The organism is Pseudoclavibacter sp. VKM Ac-2888 (genome assembly GCF_015351285.1).
Taxonomy (GTDB): domain Bacteria; phylum Actinomycetota; class Actinomycetes; order Actinomycetales; family Microbacteriaceae; genus Pseudoclavibacter.
Genome location: NZ_JADKSM010000001.1, coordinates 1,871,946 through 1,887,631, shown reverse-complemented (window position 1 = coordinate 1,887,631; position 15,686 = coordinate 1,871,946). Strand labels below are relative to the sequence as shown.

Below are 15,686 nucleotides of genomic sequence, written 5' to 3'. Positions count from 1 at the left end.
AGGTCAGCGCCGCGCCGTCACGCGGTGGATGCGGATGCGATGCCGCGTTCGACGAGTTCGGCTCGAGTGGGGAACGCGAAGTCGTCGAGGGTCTTCTGAATGTGGACCGGGGAGCCGAGGCGTGGCTCGCGCAGGGCCTCGTCGATGGAGACGGGGGTCGACCAGGGGAGGTCGACTGATGCGAAGTAGTCCTGGTACTTGAGTTCAGGCTCGCCGTTGACCGGTGCCACGAGCTTGACGGGACGTCCGAGCGCATGCGCGAAGATCAGCCCGTGGAGCGACGAGGTGTAGACGAACTCCGCGCGGAGGATCTCGCGAACCAGGTCCTCCGGCTCGCAGTCGATGCTGACGAGGGAGAACTCGCGGCGGCGGCGGAAGAGCGGCAGATCGCGGTAATGGGGGATGAAGATGACCCGACCCGCTTCGGCCTGGGTCTCGGCGCAGGTCTTGGCGTAGATGGACTCGACTGCGAGACCGGGGTCGAGCTGTGATGTGACGTTCGAGGTGTCGTACCCGGCTTCGTCAAGGGCTCGCATCGTCAGCGGCCCACGCACGGCGCGGATGTCGGAAGGCCCCTCTGCCGCAGCAGGAAGCTCACGACCCTTCGTCCCGACCCCGCACACGATGTCACCAGGCAGCGCGCGATGGATGACGGAGCCGACGAGCAGCAGGCGCCCGCCGATGTCGGTCAGGTTGTCCGGCTCGTCGTCGTAGAGGAATCGTACGAGGTCTCGATTGAAGAGGTCGCCGGCGTTGCCGACCCGCAGCTTGCCTCGTCGGGGGATCGAGAAGCGACGGGTCCGGTCGACCGGGTCCCAGTAGAACGTCTTTACTGCCACAGTGCCTGCTCCTCGATTTCCGCGATGCCGAATTTCACGTCATTGACTCCGTAGCTGAGCCGAACCGTCGACCCGAGGACATCGGCCCCGGCGAAGTAGCTTGCGCTCAGCAGATTGCGATTGTGGACGCCTCGCCGTGGGAGAGCGCTTGCGACCGAGTGCACCAGGCGGTGCTTGGAGAACTCCACCGTCGGTGTCGTCGTGTCGAGCCGAGAGATGCGCACGGGGCGTCCGACGTAGGCGCGCTTGGACCGGATGGAGAAGCGCTCGTGCGCCATGAGCACGAGCGAGCCATCTGCGGTCAGGCAGGGCTGAGAGCCGATGGTGGTCGCTCGAGGAACCCTCACCGGGTACTGGGCGTCGTGCCGCGTGAGCTCGAAGGTGATGTCCGGCGTCTCGCCGACCTGCCCGTCGACGCGGAGGAGCGTCATGAGCGGTTGCAGGCTGTAGATGCCGCCAAGCTCCCCGTCGGAGAGCTGGTGGAACGCCCAGTTCTTCTCGATGCGCTGCCGTTCGGCGTTGGCGAGCTGCACCCGGCTCGGTGCGGACAGCAGGGGGGCGACCCTCATGATGAAGATGTCGTTCTGAGTTCCGCTCGGCCATCCCGTGTTGAAGGTCGCGAACACCCCGTCCTTCGTCGCGAAGAGCTTCGGGTCGGCGACCGGGGCGACCCCGTGCGAGCCTGCGTGGGCGGTGAGATCGACGACCGTCCAGTCGTCGCTCCCGACCGGGGCCGAGGCGAGATATGCCCGGAATGGCTTCTGGCCGCTCTCGTCGAGCGCTCGGAAGGAGACATGCAGTGCGTTGTCACGCTCGAGGACGCACACGTTGAAGACGTCGCTCAGGCCAGCGTCGTGTGCTGCCGAACGCAGACTTGTCGACAGCGCCAGGTTCTGGCGTCTGACCAGCGTGCGAAAGACCATTCGAACGTGACTCCTCGTAGCACTGCGGGGGGATGTCACGCGGACCGGCGACGCAGTTTTCGTACCAGTCCGATGATCGTCGTCCGCTGCTCACGACCGGCGACGAACCACAGGACGCCGAGATACAGTGCGAACGCGGTGATGGCCGCTGGCACGGTGTACCCGACGACGCGGGGCTCAACCGCAGCCCACGGTGTCAGGTCGAGGATCAGCAGCAACGCGACCATCGGGACGGCGGCAATTGTACATCGGATGAGCTGCCCCATGTAGGGGCCGATGGCGATCGAGGCCTGCTTCGCAAGCAGCACGAGGCGCAGCGGCCAGAGCAGGATCACGCGGACGCTGCGGGAGAGCGCCACCCCCTGGATGCCGAACGGCAAGGCGACGAACAGCAGAATGACGCCCACGATGTTCTGGGCGAGCGCGAGTCCGAAGGCGGATTTCGCTCGACCTGCTGCGATGAGCACGCTTCCATCGAAGTAGGTCACGGAAACCAGGATGATCGACGGGATCAGGAGCTGGAACACCGGAATCGAGGCCACCCATTCCTCGCCGAAGAGGTAGGGGATGAAGTCCGGCGCGAGCAGCCCCAGGATGAGGAAGACCGGGATCGCGACTGCGGACGAGGCGAAGGTGAGGCTGCGCATGACCACGTTGGTCTTCGCGACGTCTCCCTGTGTTCGGGAGAAGGTGGTCAGCGAGACGCGGCCGACCACCGAGGTCACGAGCTCCGAGGTGATCGTGAGGATCCGCTGCGCGAAGAAGTAATAGCCGAGCGCGGTCGGATTGATTGCAGCGCCGATCACGAGCTTGTCGATGTTCGCCTGCGTCGCGCTGAGCAGTTCCACGCCGAGGACACTGAAGCCGATCGAGGCCATGGAGCGCAGCGAGGTCCAGGAGAACTCGAACTTGGGACGCCAGCGTGAGGCCGCCCAGAGCGTCACGAATCCGACGAAGCTCTGCACCAGGGCCTGCCCGACGAGCGCCCAGACGCCGTAGCCCATGATCGCCATGGGGACCGCGACGCCGGCGCCGGCCACCGTGCCCGCGAGCTTGCGGATGGAGAGCTGCTTGAAGTGGAAGTCGCGTTCGAGGAGTGCCGCCGGGGTGCTGCTCAGTGCGGCGAGCACGATCGCGATCGACTGCACACGCAGGATGTCGCCAAGCTCCGGTTCGCCGAGCAGGAGCGCGATGAGCGGCGCGCTGAAGAAGAGGGCGACGTAGATGACGACGGAGATGCCGAGGCTGGTCCAGAAGGTCGTCGACGCGTCTTTGGGTTCCAGAGTGAGCCGCTGGACGAGCACCTTGTTGAAGCTCGAGTCGACGAACACCTGCAGGATCGCGGTGAAGACCGTGGAGAGGGCGAGGAGCCCGAAGTCTCCCGGTGCGATGAACCGAGCCAGGAGCGCGAAGACGCCGAGCGCGATGAACCGCGAGGCCCATCGCTCGAGGACGATCCATCCGATGCCGCGGACAGCTTTCGCGCCGATTCCGTCGTCGTCGGGTGCAACGGTCATGGTCTGGTGGCCTCCAACTGCTGGTAGCGCGAACCAAGCGGCCCGCATGACATTATCAGGGGCGTGCAGGCTTGGGGCCCACTTTCCCCACCGTTGAACCTCGGCTGGCTGGGCCGTCTGCGAGGCTCATCCCGCGACGGTCGGACCGACGGCTTTGTGTGCTCGTGGAAATTAGCCGCACGGATCTCTCTTAGGCTCGTTTTCAGTGCGACGTGCTTCGCACACCATTTGTTGCGGACCAAGCGGTCCGACTCGAGCAACCGCCCGAGAATCTGCCCTTTCGTGCACGAAAGTTAGAACTATGCGCGCATGATGTACGGACGTGATTCGAGGGATCTCGATGCTGCTTGTGACCCTCTTTCATTGTGGTATTGGTGTCGCCTACTTCGAGAATTTTTATCCGCGTGGAATTGATGTCTTCAATCGAGTGGTGCGAGCCGTGCCGAATGCCAGCGCTGATGTTCTTGTCGGGTATGTTGTTGCGCAGATCGCTCTCGAAGTCAGCAGTGCCGTCCTTCGGGGGTGTAGTGCACAAGATCGGGTGACCGTATCTGCTTTGGCGCCTGATCGGCTTGGTGTTGGCTGGCGACGTCATTTTCGCTGGGGTGCTTGTGCGCGCAGCACCGATCGGTGGTGGAGGTGTGGCTGCGACGCCCCTTTGTCTGGATTATTGCTGTCGCTTCGGTTGCAGTCTCGTCATAGTTCAACGTGGTCGGGTTTAAAGTAGTGTGCGAACCAATTTTCGTGCTTGGGGTTCTTGGGTTCATCTACTTGGCGATGAGCTGGGTCCCACTCATCTCAACTGGGAAGCCTGCGCAATTTCTAGAATATCCTGTTGTGAATTCGATTGTCTTGTGTATCATTCACCTCTTTGCGATTAGAGTTGCGGGAACACTGCCGGCGATGGTGGATGCAATCGACACGTATATGCAGTATTCGATATTCGTGATCTTTGGGCTTGGGTCAGGGATACTTCTCATGCGGGGTGGCAACCGTGGCTGAACGGACTGTTTGTGTGGCCGTTTAGTCGCCGTGTTTCTGTGTTGTAGAGGCCGCAATTCAAGTGTGCTCGTCAAATAGCGCTTCATCCACTAGGCTCTTGGCAGCCCCCGACGTTGGAGCCCCTATGAAGAAGTTCCACGCCCTTGTATGCGCGCTGCTCGCCGGACTCCTCGTCGGAGGCGTCGCCGCAGCCCCCGCAGCGGCAGAGCCTGCCATCGTGGCGCAGGTTGCCAGCGAGGAGCCAGAGCTGCTCTCCCTGGAGATCGTGTCCTCCCTCAAGGTCAAGGGAGGCGAAGAGATCCGATTCAACTGGACCGTCCGCAGCAAAGCGGACATCGACTACTCCTACGTCAGCCTGCAAGCTGTAACCCCGAAGAGAGGGGAGCAGGACTATCAGGACGTTGGCTTCGACGTCACGGAGCCGACCACGCGGGACGGGGACATCGTCTCCGGAACGGACTCGCTCGTCGTGGGCGGGTCGTCTTGGGGTGCGCGCACTTGGTACGTCTCCGTCTTCCGGTTCATTGATGTCGAAGGCAACATCCTTTTCGCGTACCACGGCGACAACGACACAGTCGCGAATGTCCCGAGGATCCACGTCGATGGCAGGAATGGTGACAAGGACGGCCCCGAGCTCTTGTCTGTGTCCATGGAACCACCTGGTGACCTGGTGCTCGGCGACCAGTTCACCATCGACTACACCGCACGGGACCCAGCCGGAGTCGCAAGCGTCGGCTTCACCGTCTCCACTCCTGATGGGTCCGAGCGGGCAGCGGGGTCCGCGCCTGACCGTGTCGACGGGGACATCGTCTCTGGAACGGTCACCTTCACGGTCGATCGACCGTACTGGAGGATCAGCGAGTACACAGTGGTGAGTTCCCGGCTGCTCGACTCGTTCGAGAATGCGCGGGTGGTCAATGCGGCAGACAACGCGGTGCTCACCGCGCTGCCGTCCTTCAACGTGACCTACATCGGGGAGCCTGACAACTCGCCTCCCGAGTTCGTAACCGCGAGGTTCCTCTCGCCTCAGATCATCTGGGGCCAGCAGGAAGTGCTCGTCGAATGGCGGGCTCGAGACGACAGCGAGATCCAGGACATGGTGGTCATCCTTGAAGGTCCGGATGGTGAGGAGTACGTGATGTACAACCGTGGTCTGATTCCCCGGACGAAGGACGCAGACGGCCTGTTCACCAGCATCGCCTTCACTCACTTCGAGCCTCCCGCGGGCCCGGACGGGACCTACGCGGTCACCGGCATCGCTTTCAGGGATATCTACTACAACATCAGCGTCGTGAATGCGGAAGACAACTGCATCCTCGCGTCCCTGCCCACCTTCACCTTCCTCGGCTACTGGGTGACCGAGCCCCCGGCGCCCACGGCTGCCCCGAAGCCCAGCGAGACCGAGGTGCCGGCGGTGTGCCAGACGGCCGCCCCCACCGAGTCGCCGGTTCCGACGGAGACGGCGCTTCCGACGGAGACTGCGGTTCCGACGGAGACGGCGCTTCCGACGGAGACTGCGGTTCCGACGGAAACGGCGCTTCCGACGGAGACGGCCGTTCCGACCGAGACGACGACAGCGACCGCCACGCCCACTTCAACCGAGGCGCCGACCGCCTCGGCTCCGCCGGAGACGGCTCCTCCCACCCAGTCCACGGAACCCGTGCCCGGCGAAACCGAGCCCGAGCCCACCTGGTGGGCAACGCCGACCGTGCATCCAGTGCCGTCCGAATCCGCGACCCAACCAGCGACCCCTGGATCTCCGTCCGCATCATCGACCGCTGGCGTGCCGGCGGCGACCGCAGCACCGACGGATGGCGGAACAGGCCTCGCGACGACCGGAACCGACGGAGGCGGCCCTTGGCCGATCTTCCTCGCCGGGAGCTCCCTGCTCCTCGGGGCTGCCTTGTTCCTCGGGCGGCGGATGCCCACGAAGTCGCAGAAGTAGCGGACCTGCCGCGAAACGCGCAGGACCTCGTGGACCGGGCTTCGAAACCTCCTGGATACCGAATTCCAATACGCTAGCTCCATGCGCGCACCAATAACCAAGGCTGTCATCCCCGCGGCAGGCCTCGGGACTCGCTTCCTGCCTGCCACGAAGGCCATCCCGAAAGAGATGCTCCCCGTCGTCGACCGCCCCGCCATCCAGTACGTCGTGGAGGAGGCTGTCGAGGCCGGCCTCTCCGACGTGCTCATGATCACCGGCAGACACAAGGCGTCGCTCGAGAACCACTTCGACCGCGTGGCCGAACTCGAGACGCTCCTCGCGGCTCGCGGTGAGCACGAGAAGCTCGCCCGCGTGAACGCGGCGACCAACCTCGCCGACGTGCACTACCTCCGTCAGGGCGACCCGCTCGGCCTCGGCCACGCCGTGCTGCGCGCCAAGCAGCACATCGGCCACGAGCCGTTCGCCGTGCTCCTCGGCGACGACATCATGTCCTCCGGCGGATCCCTGCTCAAGCGCATGATCGAGGTGCACGAGCAGACCGGCGCCAGCGTCGTCGCGCTCCAGGAGATCGACCTCGACCAGATCTCCGCGTATGGAGTCGCCGCCTACGACACGAGCATCCCGCGCGAACAGGGCGTCGTCGGCCCCGACACGATCCAGCTGACCGGGCTCGTCGAGAAGCCAGCCCGTGAAGACGCGCCGTCGAACCTCGCCGTCATCGGGCGCTACCTGCTGCGTCCCGAGGTCTTCGAGGTCCTCGAGCGCACAGCCCCCGGCCGCGGCGGGGAGATCCAGCTCACCGACGCCCTCGAGGTGCTCGCCGGCGACCCCGAGGCGTTCGGCGGAGTCGTGGGCGTCGTCTACGGCGGACGCCGCTACGACACCGGCAACAAGCTCGAGTACATCAAGGCGACCGTCGAGCTCGCGAGCCAGGACCCGAAGCTCGGTCCCGAGCTCCGCCCCTGGCTGCAGTCTTTCGCGGCGCAGATCGCCGACTGAGCCGAGACGACCACCAGACGGGGGCCCTGCGCAGGACGCGCCGGGTCCCCGTTTTGCTTCTCGCCGATCTCCGCGACCTCGTTCACTAGCCGGTCACCTAACGGACATCGGCTGATTTCCCCGGGCCTCTACGCTCGCCGGGTTCATCCCCCGACCGTTAGGCCGAACCCCGCATGCGCATCACGACGTCACGACGACGCCTCGCTTCCACCATCGCTGTGACGACCGGGCTGGGGGTGCTCCTCTCCGGCTTCGGCGCGGGGGCAGCATCCGCCGCCGAGCCGTTCACCGACGACCAGCTCGCCTACGACTACCCGTCGAACGCCGAGTACGACTACGTGCCGATCATGGACCAGTTCTCCTGGCTCGTCACCGACCGCGCCGACATCATCGCGCTCAACGACAGCCAGACCGTCGACATCAACACCTCGGCCACCCCCGAGCAGGTCGAGCGCGCGATCGTCGACCAGTACGAGGACATGTCGGTCTCCATGGCCGACGGCCTCGGCGAGAACCTCGGCGCGATCTACACCGAGGCGCGCCTCGCGGGCGAGCTGCCGAAGATCGACGCGCTCCTCGCGAAGAGCGGCGGCCTCGTCGGCTACTACTCGTCGTCCAACCCCTCGAAGAACTACTTCGACTACGACCGCCCCTACATCCGCTTCCCCGAGCTGCTCCAGTACCGCGACAAGGAGGGCGGCGACGCCTGGGACTCCACGAGCGGCGCCTACCCCAGCGGCCACACCTCGCAGGCGTACTGGCAGGGCACGTCGCTCTCGATGATGCTGCCAGAGCTCGCCCCGCAGATCCTCGCCCGCACCTCCGAAGCCGGGAACAACCGCATCGTCATGGCAGCTCACTACCCGCTCGATGTGATGAGCGGACGCATGATGGGCCAGCACATCGTCGAGCGCCGCATGAGCGACCCGGCGTTCCGTGAGCTCTTCGCCGAGGCCGAGGCCGAACTGCGCGGCGTGCTCGAGGCTGGATGCGGCGCCGCCCTCGCCGACTGCATCGAAGCCGACACCCCGTACCTCTCCGACGGCGACGCGCTCGCCCTGTACGAGCAGCGCATGTCGTACGCCTTCCCGCAGATCGCACCCGCCGGGGACGCCGTGACGATCCCCGCGAACGCCGAGTCGCTCCTCATCACGAGCCACCCCGACCTCACGCCCGAGCAGCGCCGCCAGGTGCTCGAGCTCACCGCGCTCGACTCCGGCTACCCGCTCGATGAGGGCGCAGAAGGCAGCTGGCAGCGCCTCAACCTGGCCGCCGCCATGGCAGCTCAGGTCGAGGTCGACGCCGACGGGAACATCAGCCTCGTCGACGCCGGAGCCGAGCAGCCCGAGCCCAGTACGCCGGGCACCGCCGAGCCCACCGTGACCCCAGCCCCGACGGTGGCGCCCACCGCCACCACGGAGCCCACCGCGTCCGCGACTGCGGCGCCTACCGCTTCGGCGACGACCACGCCCTCCGCCTCCGCCACGTCGACGACCGCACCGGTCGCTGGCGGCGGCAACGCCGACAACGGCTCGGACGCGCTCGCGACAACCGGCGCCGAGAACGTCGGCGCTGGCATCCTCGCCGCATTCGCGCTGCTCGCGACCGGTCTGACCGCACTCGTCGTGCGGAAGCGCTCCGCGAAGACGAACAGCTAGCAGACGGCGAGAACACGAGGCCCGCAGGCCCGCCGCGCCCGGAGCATCCACCAGATGTCGGGGGCGGCGACCTGCGGCTTTCGTCTACCGCTGATCGACTCGAGGCCGGCCCGTCCGCCCCACCGAACTTCCTGCGCATCCACCCCAACCACTGGCGTCGTCGTTCACCCCGAGGTGGACTATGACCCATGGCAAAGACAACACGCGTGCTCAGCGTCTCGGTTCCCGTCTCCGACGTGGACGCGGCGCTCGCCTTCTACACGGACGTGCTCGGCTGCGAGCTCGTCATGGACGTCGAAGCATGGCCAGGCGCCCGCTACGTCGAGGTGCTCCCGCCTGGCTCGAGCGTCGGCATCGTCCTGCTCCCGCACGACAGCGAGATCCCCATCGCCGTGCGCCTCGGCACCACCGACGCGCAGGAGGCACACGACCGGATCAAGGCCAGCGGTGTCGAGCTCCACAACGCCGAAGTGCTGCGCTGGGAGAGCGTTGCACCCATGTTCTCGTTCGAAGACCCAGACGGCAACGGGCTCGTCTACCTGGAGGACCAGCCCGGCCAGACACTGGGGGAGTAGGGGCGCGGATGCGCGAAGACACCCGCGCCCGCACCCGCCGCTCGCGCAACGCCGCACGCATCCTCGTGCTGGCCGCTGCCGTCATCGGCGTCGTGCACGCCGCCTTCAGCGCCTCCTGGGCGCTCGGCGGAACCTGGCTGCTGTCGACCATCGGGGCGATCGCCGTCGAGTTCTCGAGGCGAGAACCACTGGAGTCCGGCCTCCTGCTGGGCACCGTCGCGCTGGTCAAGCTGCTCGCCGCCCTCATTCCCGTCGCTCTCGACGCGCAGCGGATGCCGTGGCCGAGAGTGTGGCGCGCCATCTGCTGGGTGGGTGGCCCCGGCATCGTGCTCTACGGGCTCGTCAACATCGTCGCGAGCGGCGCCGTGCTGCTCGGGGTACTCGTGCCCGAAGGCGGCTACGACCGGGATGCCATGATCGGGCACGCCCTCCTCTGGGACCCGCTCTTCCTCCTCTGGGGGCTCGCCCTCACCGGCTGGCTCTGGCTCACGAGGCCAGTGGCCCGGAGAGTGCCACCGACCCCCGAGGGACGCGTCAAATAAACTCGGTCCCATGCGCGTGCTGCTCTGCGAAGACGACGACCAGTTGGCAAGGGGGCTGAGCCGCGCTCTCAAGCACGCCGGACACCGCGTCACGCGGGCCGCCGACGTCGCCGAAGCCCTCGCCTGCATCCGCGACGAAGTGCCCGAGCTGGCACTCGTCGACATGTCCCTCCCCGACGGGCTCGGCACGCAGATCATCGCGAAGCTGCGCCAACATCCGGCCGTCGGCATCATCGTCGTCAGCGCGCACGGCCGCGAGCAGGACCGCATCGCGGGGCTCCGCGCCGGCGCCGACGACTACGTCACCAAGCCCTTCAGCGTCGCCGAGCTGCTCGTCCGCATCGAAGGCCTCGCCCGGCGCACCCGCGAGATGCGCCGCTCCACGAGCATCCCCGAGTCTTCCGTCATCGAAGTCGGGATGCTGCGCCTCGACACCGAGACGCGCACCGCGACCATCACCCCAGACGACGGCGCCACCCCCACCGCTCAGGCGCTCACGCAGAAGGAGTTCGAGATCCTCCGGCTCCTCGCGGCGCGGGCAGGACAGCCGGTGACGCGCGAGGACCTCCTCGACCGCGTCTGGGAGAGCAGCGTCGAGACCGGCACCCGCTCGCTCGACACCCACATGGCCACACTGCGCAGCAAGCTCGGCGACACCGTCACCATCACCACCCTCCGGGGCGTCGGCTACAGCCTGACGGCACCCGCCAACCCGGACGGGCCCACCTGATGCACCGGCGACTCGTGCTGTGCGCCGTCCCGCTGCTCGTGCTGCTGCTCATCATGATCGCCGTGCCCACCGCCGTCACGATCGCCGACCGCCACTCGGCGGAGCTCACCAACGACCGCCTCAACGACGCCGCCCGCTTCTCGACCGCCGCCTACACGGCTATCGGCACCGACCCCGTTCGCCTCCAGGCCGAGCTCGACGACTACGCCGAGCTCTTCGACACCCCCACCTGGCTCCTCAACCGCGACGGGCAGATCATCCACTCGGCAGGCCTGCCCTACGCGGTCGACGACGCAGACCTCGCGCTCGTCGACGCCGCCCTCTCCGGGCAATCGCCAGACATCACCACCACCGTCTGGCCGTGGGGGCCCGAGCGGCTCACGATCGTCGCCCCCGTCGGCCGCGACTCGCAGGTCGTCGGCGCCCTCGTCTTCGACGTGCCCACCGAAACGGCCCGCGCCACGATCCTGACTGAATGGCTCATCCTCGCCGCAGGGCTGCTCGTTCCCGGCGCGGTCGCCTTCTGGCTGCTCTGGCCCATGTCTCGGTGGATCCTCCGCCCCGTGCAGGAGCTCGAACGCTCCGTCGACGCCGTCGCGCGCGGCGACCTCGACGCGAAGGCCGGCACCGACGCGGGCCCGAGCGAACTGCGGCTCCTCGCGTCCACCTTCAACTCCATGGTCGGCACCGTCTCCGCGACCGTCACGAGGCAGCAGGAGTTCGTGTCGGATGCGTCGCACCAGCTGCGCACGCCCCTCGCCTCCACGCGCATCTCGGTCGAGAATCTCGAGCCGTACCTCCGCGACGACGTCGAAGCCCGAGAGGTGCACGCCGAAGCCATCGAGACCATCGACCGCATGACCGGCACCGTCGCGGGACTGCTCGACGCGACCCAGTTCCAGAGCCGGCCGCCGCGCATCTCGGCGATCGGCGACGCGCTGGCCGGGGCGGCGTTCCGGTGGGCAGAAGCCGGCGCACGAGCGGGCATCGCCGTGCAGACCGTGCACCTCCAGGGGGAGACGCTGGAAGTGCAGGAGCCGGCCGGCGGCCTCGACGCCGTCGTGAGCGAGCTCGTCACCAACGCCATCAAGCTCTCCGGCGGCACCGAGGTGCGTGTCGCTGGCAGGCCGGACATCGGCTCGCGCAGCTACGTGGTCACGGTCGACGACAACGGCATCGGCCTCGCATCTGACGACCGCGAGCATGCCACGCAGCGCTTCTGGCGCTCGCCCCGCACCAGCAACCTGCCGGGAACCGGCCTCGGCCTGAGCATCGTCGCGCAAGCCCTGCGAGATATCGGGGGCGGGCTGACGCTCGCGGATGCGCCCGGCGGCGGCCTCCGCGTCGAAGCCGCGGTGCCACTCAGAGGAACGCATTGTCCTAAGGCGGCGCATCTGTGAGCGATAGACCCCGAGACGGTACACAGCCAAGATGATCGTGACGACATTTCCTCGTCGAGGATCCGGCGTTCAGAGTGCCGTGCAGTACCTCGGGCGACACGCAGTCCTCGTCATGATCGGCTTGGATGCGGTGTTGGGCCGTAGGCCACTGATTTCACGTACGCAAACGGTCGCACGGGATGCACACACCATCAGAGTCGTGCCAAAAACTCGACCAATTGAGTGACCTATGAGCGTCAGGCGCGGGCGTTGCACCCTCCCCCGAGCGACCGTGCTGATGCTCAGGAAATTTTCAGGTTGTGTAGAGTTTGTCTGTGAAGCCTGCAGAAGCCCATACGCGCGAGACGGACAAAACTCAAACCCGCCAAGGGTTCCGTTCCGATATTCAGGGACTTCGCGCGTTAGCAGTCCTCGTCGTATTCGCGGACCATCTGTGGCGATGGCCGACTGGCGGATTCGTCGGCGTCGACATCTTCTTCGTGCTCTCCGGTTTCCTCATTACGGGCATCTTGCTCCGAGAGCTGGAACTGACCGGTCGTATCGACTTCGTCCGCTTCTACATCAGACGTTTGAAGCGACTCATGCCCGCTGCCCTCCTGGTCATCGCCGTGACATGCGTGCTGGCATGGCTCGTGTTCTTCTCAGACGGGGCGAGATCCATCACGCAGGATGGTGTCTGGGCAGCGCTCTTCGTCGCTAACTGGCGCTTCGTTCGCCAGGGGACTGACTACTTCGCGATGGGCGGACCCACTTCGCCCCTCCAGCACTACTGGTCTTTGTCCGTTGAAGAGCAGTTCTATTTCGTCTGGCCGTGGCTCTTGTTGCTTGCGGCTCTGATTGCTGTGCATGTGTTCCGAAAGCAGGCGTACGTCCGCCCCGTGGCAGCAGTTGTGATCGGTGTAATCTCGGTCGGTTCGTTCGTTCTGGCCATGGTGCAGTCAGCTGATGCTCCCGTCGTGGCGTATTTCTCCACCTTGACGCGGACCTGGGAACTCGGTGCCGGTGCTCTTCTCGCGATCGCGTCGCCAGTGGTGGTCCGTCTGGGCGCTCGTATGCGTGTCGCGCTCGCGTATTCCGGGATCGCCGTAATGCTCGGCAGCATCTTCTTCCTGTCGCCTGACCTGCCCTTCCCTGGCCCGTGGGCGGCACTCCCCGTTGCTGGTGCGCTTCTCATGATCGCATCCGGCGTCGGCCAGGAATCCCGTCATCTCGGGGCCTTCACGAACCGCGTCGCGACCTACATCGGCAACATCTCGTACTCGCTGTACCTCTGGCACTTTCCCGCAATTGTCTTCGGCTCGATCCTGTTCTCAGGTCTTGGTGCGCTGGCTCCGGTAGCCGTGATTCTTGTTGCCTTTGGCGCGGCGATCGCCTCGTATCACCTCGTTGAGCAGCCGGTCTTGAGATCACCATGGCTCGCGGGAATCCCGAAGCCGGAGCGCAAGGCGACTTGGTCGGGCTGGCGCCAGCAGTGGGGGCCTTCAATGAAGCGCGCTTCGGCAGGCGCGCTCACGACTGTCCTCGTCACCGCTGGACTCACTCTCGTTACGGTGGTGAGTGAGGACGCCAGCTTGCAACGGGCTACAGAGAGTTCCACTAGTGAGGCAACTGAACTTGTTCGTGAGGCGGCCGGGGCTGCAGCTTTCCCCGCCGAAGTCGTCGCGCAATTCGACTCCGTCAGCACTGACGTGCCTGCCACCTACCCGACAAAGGCTGGCTGCTTTAATCCCGCCAGCGAGTCTGACACCGCAGAATGTCGATTCGGTTCGGGAGAGCGCAGCGCGCTCGTCCTAGGCGATTCGTACGCCGCTGCATCGTTGCCTCCGATCGTTGAAGCCCTCGACGAGGAAGGCTACGCAACCACCGGGATGGCTTTCAGTTCCTGTGCAGTGTCCACCGCCCCTCTGGACTGGGCCGACAACCCGGCCAGACAGGACGCGTGCAACGATTTCTATGAAAATCTCTCGTCGATGCTCGACCGGGAGCAGCCGGATCTCGTCGTCATTCTCGACTCGGAGACGGCGTACAACTCCATCCTTGTCGAGGGCACTGATCGACAGACGGCATGGTACGAAGGTCGCCGAGCTGCGCTCGAGACAATCACCAGCAAGGTCGAGGAAGTACTCATCATTCACCCCAATCCACGCGGCGCTTCGCTCGAGGCGTGCGCAAACAAGGTCACCAGCTCGGCTGAGGCGTGCTCGGCAGAGGTATCCCAGTCTTGGCGTGACAAGGTCGCTGCAGACGAATCTCTTGCCGCGGAGATGGGGCTCGCGACCGTAGATACCCTTGACCTCTTCTGCGCCGACTTCGTTTGCCCAGCCTTCGCCGGCGATGTCGTGCAGCGCTTCGATACGGGGCATCTCACGGCCTCGTACCTGGAACTCGTTGGACCCGACATCCGAGCCAGAGTGCAGGCAGCATTGCGCGAGTAGGGTCATGGGCTCGTCGAGGTGGCTACCGCTGCTGCTGCGACGCCGGGAATCGAAGTCGGAAATTCGGTTCCCCTACGGCTTGTTCGCGCGGAACCAGCCGGCGGCCCCGGGATGCAGCGCGATGGGAGTCGTCCCCGCGCCCGTCCGAGGGTTGATCTGTCCCGCCTCAGGGCGCACGTGCGACAATGCATCCGCGTTGTCGAACAGGCAGGCGGTGAGGAACTCGGCCAGCGAATCCGCCATGCCGGGCCTCACCGCGAGCACCGTCGGCACCGCGAGCGTCGTCGCCGCCTGCAGGCCCTCGTACATCGTCGACGGGATCGTGACCGGGAAGTACACGAGCGAGAAGCGGTCGATGAGATGCTCCGCGTTCGCGCCGAGGTCGATGAAGCGCACCCGCTGCCCGGCGCCGATCTCGCTGATCGCAGGGGTGGGCATGCCCGTGAGGCTCGCCGCCGCCTCGACCGCGCCGCCCGCGAGCGCCGCCACGGAATCGGCCTGCGAAAGACTCACGTAGTCCGCCTCGACGCCCAACTCGTCCAGGATCGCCGACGTCGTGAAGCGGGTGCCAGACAGCTCGAGTCCCCCCGCGATGGTCTTGCCATGCAGGCCCCGCAGGTCGGTGATGTCCGAGTCCTCCGGAACCACGAGGTGCAGCACCGAATCGAAGACACGCGCAAGCGCTACGATCTCGCCCTCGAACTCCGCAGCGACATCGACGTTGATGAGCGCCGCATCCACCTCGCCCGAGCTCAGCAGCTGCGCGTTCTCGAGCGACGAGGCGGTGTCGCGCACCAGCATCTCGCCGGCCGGCCACGAGGCGTTCACCGCGTCGGCGTAGGCCGCCCCGATCTCCCGGAACACCGCCCCCTCTGGCCCGGTCGCGAGCGTCAGCACCTGCCCGGACGGCCTCGGCGAGGCGCACGCCGCGAGCGCAAGCGAAGACAGCGTGGCCGCCGCGCCTCCCAGGAACGCTCGCCGCGTGAGGCCGCCTGCTGGCAGCTCAACCGACGACATCCACGGTGCAAACGCCACGGTTCGAGCCTAACAAGCGGGCATCCGCGACCGAATGTCAAGAACACCTTAAGGATGCGCCGAGCCCCTGGGCTCCTGGCTTGTGG

Annotated in this window: 12 protein-coding genes; 8 read left to right on the top strand and 4 right to left on the bottom strand. The window is 66.1% G+C overall.

The window, feature by feature from the left end; all coding sequences use genetic code 11:
• Positions 1-17 precede the first annotated feature (17 nt).
• Genes ITJ61_RS08945 through ITJ61_RS08935 form a run of 3 tightly spaced genes read right to left on the bottom strand, consistent with a single transcriptional unit; the run spans position 18 to position 3,279 of the window.
• Positions 18-839: a polysaccharide pyruvyl transferase family protein gene (locus tag ITJ61_RS08945; protein WP_194685994.1), complete on the bottom strand. Its 822-nt coding sequence runs from the start codon at positions 837-839 to the stop codon at positions 18-20.
• Positions 830-1,762: a hypothetical protein gene (locus ITJ61_RS08940; protein WP_194685993.1), complete on the bottom strand. Its 933-nt coding sequence runs from the start codon at positions 1,760-1,762 to the stop codon at positions 830-832. The genes ITJ61_RS08945 and ITJ61_RS08940 overlap by 10 nt, the downstream gene beginning before the upstream one ends.
• A gap of 35 nt (positions 1,763-1,797) precedes the next feature.
• The gene (locus ITJ61_RS08935) at positions 1,798-3,279 is read right to left on the bottom strand and encodes a lipopolysaccharide biosynthesis protein (protein ID WP_181057717.1); all 1,482 of its coding nucleotides are present in this window, start codon (positions 3,277-3,279) and stop codon (positions 1,798-1,800) included.
• A gap of 1,126 nt (positions 3,280-4,405) precedes the next feature.
• On the opposite strand from ITJ61_RS08935, the gene ITJ61_RS08930 reads away from it, so the two are divergent.
• From ITJ61_RS08930 to ITJ61_RS08895, 8 genes are all read left to right on the top strand, one after another.
• Positions 4,406-6,226, top strand: a complete 1,821-nt coding sequence (locus ITJ61_RS08930) for a hypothetical protein (protein WP_194685992.1) — start codon at positions 4,406-4,408, stop codon at positions 6,224-6,226.
• Positions 6,227-6,307: 81 nt separating this feature from the next.
• Positions 6,308-7,225, top strand: coding sequence for a UTP--glucose-1-phosphate uridylyltransferase (locus tag ITJ61_RS08925; RefSeq protein WP_104240298.1), 918 nt, complete (start codon positions 6,308-6,310; stop codon positions 7,223-7,225).
• A gap of 173 nt (positions 7,226-7,398) precedes the next feature.
• A complete protein-coding gene (locus tag ITJ61_RS08920) occupies positions 7,399-8,883 on the top strand; it encodes an acid phosphatase (RefSeq protein ID WP_194685991.1) in 1,485 nt (494 codons plus the stop codon).
• A gap of 188 nt (positions 8,884-9,071) precedes the next feature.
• Positions 9,072-9,458, top strand: a complete 387-nt coding sequence (locus ITJ61_RS08915) for a VOC family protein (RefSeq protein ID WP_104305867.1) — start codon at positions 9,072-9,074, stop codon at positions 9,456-9,458.
• An 8-nt stretch (positions 9,459-9,466) separates the two neighbouring features.
• On the top strand, positions 9,467-10,000 hold the full coding sequence (locus ITJ61_RS08910; RefSeq protein WP_194685990.1) for a DUF3995 domain-containing protein: 534 nt from the start codon (positions 9,467-9,469) through the stop codon (positions 9,998-10,000).
• A 10-nt stretch (positions 10,001-10,010) separates the two neighbouring features.
• Entirely contained in the window at positions 10,011-10,730 is a 720-nt protein-coding gene (locus ITJ61_RS08905) for a response regulator transcription factor (RefSeq protein WP_104240302.1), read from the top strand.
• Complete coding sequence (locus ITJ61_RS08900) at positions 10,730-12,130, top strand: sensor histidine kinase (RefSeq protein ID WP_194685989.1); 1,401 nt, start codon at positions 10,730-10,732, stop codon at positions 12,128-12,130. Before ITJ61_RS08905 ends, ITJ61_RS08900 begins: the two co-directional genes overlap by 1 nt.
• Before the next feature lie 314 nt (positions 12,131-12,444).
• Positions 12,445-14,565: an acyltransferase family protein gene (locus ITJ61_RS08895; protein ID WP_194685988.1), complete on the top strand. Its 2,121-nt coding sequence runs from the start codon at positions 12,445-12,447 to the stop codon at positions 14,563-14,565.
• Between the two features lie 72 nt (positions 14,566-14,637).
• On the opposite strand, the gene ITJ61_RS08890 is transcribed toward ITJ61_RS08895, so the two are convergent.
• Positions 14,638-15,600, bottom strand: a complete 963-nt coding sequence (locus ITJ61_RS08890; RefSeq protein WP_194685987.1) for a TAXI family TRAP transporter solute-binding subunit — start codon at positions 15,598-15,600, stop codon at positions 14,638-14,640.
• Between the last annotated feature and the right edge of the window lie 86 nt (positions 15,601-15,686).